The sequence below is a fragment of the Gardnerella sp. 30-4 genome (assembly GCF_001641215.1).
GTDB lineage: Bacteria > Actinomycetota > Actinomycetes > Actinomycetales > Bifidobacteriaceae > Bifidobacterium > Bifidobacterium leopoldii.
Genome location: NZ_LXJL01000104.1, coordinates 1 through 5744, shown reverse-complemented (window position 1 = coordinate 5744; position 5744 = coordinate 1). Strand labels below are relative to the sequence as shown.

At 40.0% G+C, this 5744-nt stretch carries 1 protein-coding gene; it reads left to right on the top strand.

The window, feature by feature from the left end:
• Window positions 1–5563, top strand: a 5563-nt coding sequence (locus A5294_RS05645; protein WP_064340668.1) for a S8 family serine peptidase, incomplete at its 5' end; no start/stop codon positions are given.
• Window positions 5564–5744: the final 181 nt, after the last annotated feature.

Genomic DNA, 5744 nt, shown 5'->3' with positions numbered 1-5744 from the left:
GAAGAATAAAACTACTAAATATCTTGATCCTAAGATTGTTAGCAGAATAGTTAATAATCCATTTAATAGGACTGGTACTTCTAATAAGCCTGTTACTGTTATCGTTACTTTGAAGAAACAGCCAAAACTTCCTTCGGAACAAGCTGAAGACAGTAATAAAGTTGACCAGAATCGTCTTATTGGAAAATGGTCTTCAAAATATGGCATGACAGTACGTCGCCAATTTGGTTACCTGATGAATGGTTTTGAAGCAACATTACCAGCTAACAAAGTTGCGGCTTTACGTCATGAACATGAAGTAGCTTCTGTTGCAAAAGAACGTTTGTATTATCCTCTTGAAAATTATGCTCGCGGTTTGCAGGGTGTAAATGAAGAATTTAAGAAGCGTGGACTTGATGGAACTGGAATGCTTGTGGCTATCATCGACACTGGTATTGATCCAAGTCACCATGATATGAAGCTTGATTTCAAAGCTGAAAAAGCTCGTAAGATTCAGAAGACATTCCCGTCTAATGGTGTAAAGTTCACCAATAAAGTTCCTGCTGGATTCAACTATGCTGATGAAAACTACACTATTACAGATAGTGGTGCAGAGCAGCATGGCATGCACGTAGCTGGTATTGTGGCAGCTAATGGTGATGATGAGAATAAGCCAGCTGATAAAAACGGTCATATTAACGGCATTGCTCCAAATGCTCAGCTACTTGCAATGAAAGTATTTTCAAATAAGCCGGGAGCGCACGGAGCTCGTGATGCTGATATAGTTGCTGCAATTGAGGATTCTGTAAAGCTTCATGCAGACGTTATTAACATGTCTCTCGGCTCAGATAACGGTTTTGGTGGAACTTCTAACGCTACATCTCTCGCTTTAAAGAAGGCTCGCGAAGCTGGTGTGCTTCCAGTTATTTCTGCAGGAAACTCCGGTTTAAGCTTCTCTACATCTGGAGGAACTAATGATGCATTAGGAAAGTGGGATGATGCAACTCTCGGCTCGCCATCTTCTTATCCTTCTGCTTTCAGCGTTGCTTCTGTAGAAAATTCTTATATTATTCAAACCGCTGGTTCATATACGGATAAAGCTAATAAGACAACTGAGATTCCTTACTCTATAGCCTCAGGAAAAGCTGATGGTAAAGAACATGAGATTGTGAATATCGGTCTTGGCAAAAAAGATGAAGTTAAGGATTTGAATCTTCACGGAAAGTACGCTTTAGTTGAACGTGGCGCAATAGCATTTAGTGAAAAATTCCAGAATGCTATTGATAAGGGTGCTGATGGTGTAATCGTTTATAACAAAGCTGGCGATTCGGCACAGTTCCTCGGCATGGCTGGAGTTGATAAGTTCACATGCTTTGGAGCATCAATTCGTCGTGAAGATGCTTTAAAGATTGTTGATGCACTCAAAGCTAATGCAAGTGGTACAGTTAAGGTTTCCTTCTCTGATAAGACAATGGGCATTGCAAATCCTGATAAGTTGCATCCTTCTAGCTTTACTTCTTGGGGTCCAACGCCAGAACTTGATTTTAAGCCTCATATTGCTGGCATCGGCGGTAACGTGTGGTCTACTCAGAACAACAACAAGTACACTAATATGTCTGGTACTTCTATGGCTGCTCCAAACGTTTCCGGTCTTTCAGCTTTGGTGATGGAAAGCTATATGAAGCGTTTCCCTAAGCTTTCTCCAAAAGATCGTGCTACTCGTGTTGAACAAGCCTTGATGAATACGGCTGAGATTCTCAATAATTCCAGCAATGTACCATTTGCTCCCCGTCAAATCGGCGCTGGCTTAGCTCAGGTTGATAAAGCTGTTGCTACTAACGTGATTGCAACAGTCAATGGCAATTCGTACGTGGCTCTACGCCAGGTTAATGGAGATCGTAAGTTCACTGTTAAACTGCATAATTATGGAGATAAGGCTGTAACTTATGAAGTTCCTAAACAAAATGTTGTTAATGAATCTAATAATGCTAATGCAGAAACTACTACCTCTATTAGCTCAGAAACATTAGCTTCTTCGACTAATACAGTTACAGTAGATCCTAAGTCAGAAAAGGAAGTAGAGTTTACATTAACTCCAGACGTGACTCGCGACCATTATGTTGAAGGTTGGGCGCGTTTTACTTCAAAGACTTCTGGGGAACCAGATTTGGCTGTTCCATATCTTGGCTTTGTTGGCAATTGGGATAAGGAACCAATTCTTGTAAAGCCTGGCGAAGAGTATCTTCAAAATGCAATTAATATGACTACTTCGCTGATTGCCGAAAGTTATTTTGGTGATGTGCAAGTTAATGATGAAGCTCCTGGTCATTTAGAATTTTCTCCAAATGGTGATGAGTTATTCGATAAGATACGACCATCATTAGCATTATTCCGTAATGCAAGTTTAATACAGTATTCTGTTTTGGATAATTCTGGTAAGACTGTTGCAGAAGTAGGAGAGGAACATGACGTTTCTCGTTCTAATTTCTCAGAATTATTACGTGATCCAAGAGCATTAAATAGTTCTATTGATTTTGATGGAACTATTTATGATAAGACATCTACTGATATTGCGCATTTTAATAAGAAACTTCCTGATGGCAAATATATTTATCGAGTAAAAGCTTGCTTGACTAAGGATATGTGCCAGACGACTGATATGCATTTTAACCTTGATACTAAAGCTCCAACCGTTACAATTAGCGAACCTGATAATGATGGTACAATCACCATTACAGCTCATGATGAGTTAAGTGAAACGTTGAGTGATCCAGGTGTAAAAGTTAATGGTAACAGTGATTATGTCAAGGTTGATGAGAAGGACTGCAGCGAAACTCATGACGCAAATGGCTATACTCGCACTTGCAAAGTTAATGTAGGTAAGGATGCTTATTACGTCAATGTCAGTTTGCATGATGGCGGTTTCAATGAAACCAATACTTCCAAAGTGTTTAAGGGATTTGCTAATAAAAAGATTCTCATAAATAATGAGGTTAATCTTAAGAATATTGGCATTAAGGATGTCACTGCTAAAAAAGATAACGGTGTTGATAAATACAGCATCGAAATCTCTGGACGTATTGCTGATGGTTGCAAGGATGTGAAAGCTTATGTTCAATCAGGAACTGAAGCAGAAAAAGAATTAGCTGTTAAGACAGATGATTCTGAATTTAGCTTTACTGCCCCTATTAAACAAGGTGCTAATACAATAAAAGTTAAAGCAAAAGGTTCTGATGGTAAAGAAGTAGTTGAAACTCTTGCAACTAATTTCGACGGAAAAGCACCAACAATTAAACTAACTAATGCAGATAGTAATGGGAATGTAACAATTGACCAAACTGGTGCAGTAGAAGTTAAAGGTGAAGTTAAGGACGATACTAATCCAAAGCAGAATCTTACGTTTACTGTCAAGTATAGTAAAGATGAGGTTGTTGATGGTGAAGTCCAGAGTGAACAAGTGGAAGAGCCTGTAAATGTTGCTACTGATGGCTCATTTACTGTAAAAGTTATTCCATCTGCTAGTACATATTCAGTTACCTTGGTTGCTAATGATGGAGTTAACACAGCTACTCAGAATGTAGGTTTCGCTAATCGCGTTATGCCAACAAAGACAGAGCCAAAGCTTTATAATATTTCACTGAGTAATGCTAATAGCTTAGGAGCATACAACTGGATTGTTCCTGGAAATAGTGGTACTTCGCTCGATTCATTCACCGCAAACGGCAAAGTAAGTAACAAAGCTACAGAAATACTATTTACAAAAGCTAATCGAGTTAAAGATGATGGTTCGGGGTATGAGGATTTTGATCCTATAGCTGCAACAATCACTAAGTCCACTAATGCAAATGCTGATTCTACATTCACGGTAACTCTGCCAATGCATCCTGGAATAAATGACTTTAGGATGATTGTCAAAGAGGGAAGTGATGTGGTATTAGACACTCCAGTTGCTTTCTACTTCGACAGACAGGCTCCAGAAGTAATGTTTAGTACTCCAAAGTTGTATGGCGGCAGAATATTCACTAATAATGACACTGTGAAATTCAAGGGTGTTATTAGTGATGATTTTGCTGGTTATACTCTTAAGATCAATAATCTTATTGCTTCAGACAACTTCAGTACTGATTCTAAAGGCAAAGAAACTAATGCTCAGAGCTTCGATAGAGATGTTGAAGTTAAAAATGGAGAGTTTGTGTTAATCCAAGCCATCGATCAGATGTCTAGCGCACTGTATGGTCGTGCTCCTGTTATTGTTGATAAGGATGCTCCTTCTGTGACACTTGGAATAAAGGACAATGATCATGTTGAAGCAAATCATAAGATTTCTGTAACAGCTAAAGATGATCATTTGAAGTTATTGCGAGTGAAGATTGATGGTAAAGAAGTAAATCATGCAAGTAATGGTCTTAAAGAAACGGATATTAAGCTGAGTAAGAATAATCCTTACGATGCTACTTTTGCCGATTTGAAAGATCTGAAGGATCCGCTGAAGGTAGATGTTGATTTCAATTCACTTTCTGCCGGAAAGCACTTAATCACAGTTGAAGCTGTTGATTATGCTGGTAACGTTGCAACGAAGAATACTTCCGCAGAATTCGTCGTTGAAAAGAAGTCGAATGATGGTCATGGGAACGATCATGGTTCCTCCTCTGTAACTGTCAATCCTCCTTCCGCTTCAACTCCAGCACCTAAAGCTCCTGAATCTACCGCAAAGCTAGATCAGTCGCTTAAGGGAAGCCTTGTTGCTGGTGAACATATGAATAATGTTGTTCGTGCTGGTAAGAACAATCCTGTGAAGTTGTATTTCGCTGGCATGGATGCTCCTGCTAAGGGTGATGCTGGCTCTAAGTCTCACAAGACTAAGGTCTCTTCTGCCACGAGCGAGTTCATCAAGGAACTTAAGAAAAACAAGGTTGCTTACGCTTATGCTTACATGTATTCTTCGCCTGTGTTATTGAAGGGCGTAGATGGATCTAAGTATGTGAAAGTAACTTTGGATAAGAATGGTCAGCCTCAGTTTAATGTTGTGATTCCAGCTGGCTACTTCGGTAAGCATACGATTGTTTTGCTTAACGATAAAGGTGAGCAGCTTGCTTGGGCTAACGTGTGGGTTGTTCCTGAGAATGCTACAGCGTTCGATGAAACAGTTGCAGAGATTAACCTGAAGTATTCGGAGCTTCATTCTGGTACTGGATTCGGCAACGGGCTTGGTACTGGATTTGGTAACGGATTAGGTGCTGGTTCTGGATTTGGCACATTTACTGGCACTACTTACGTTGGTACAGACGGAAATGCCTCCAGCGGAAGTGCCAGCGCAGGTGCTGCATCCGGCGATGCTGCTGCCAATGGCAACGCAAGTGCTGCGAATGGCAACGCAAGTGCTGCGAATGCTAACGCTGCTGCAAAGCAGAAGGCTGCTGAAAAGGAGCAAGCTGCCGCTAAGTCTGCCGCCAAGAAGATGACTTCTGACTTGGCGATGACTGGTAGCAGTGTGATTGGCATGGTTGTGACGTTTATGGTGTTGCTTGCAAGCGGTGCTGTAACGTTTAAAACTCGCCGCCATCATGCGCACGCAAACAAGTAAATAAACAAAATAAGTAAAAAAGTAAATAAACAAAGAGCACTCTTCATCTTCTAGTAAGGTGGGAGTGCTCTTTTTGTATGTAATATATTTTGTGGAATAACCTGAATAACCCATATTTTGTTGTATGTAATATATTGCGAATATTCTAATTGCTCCATAAATTTTAAGGTTAAAATAACGT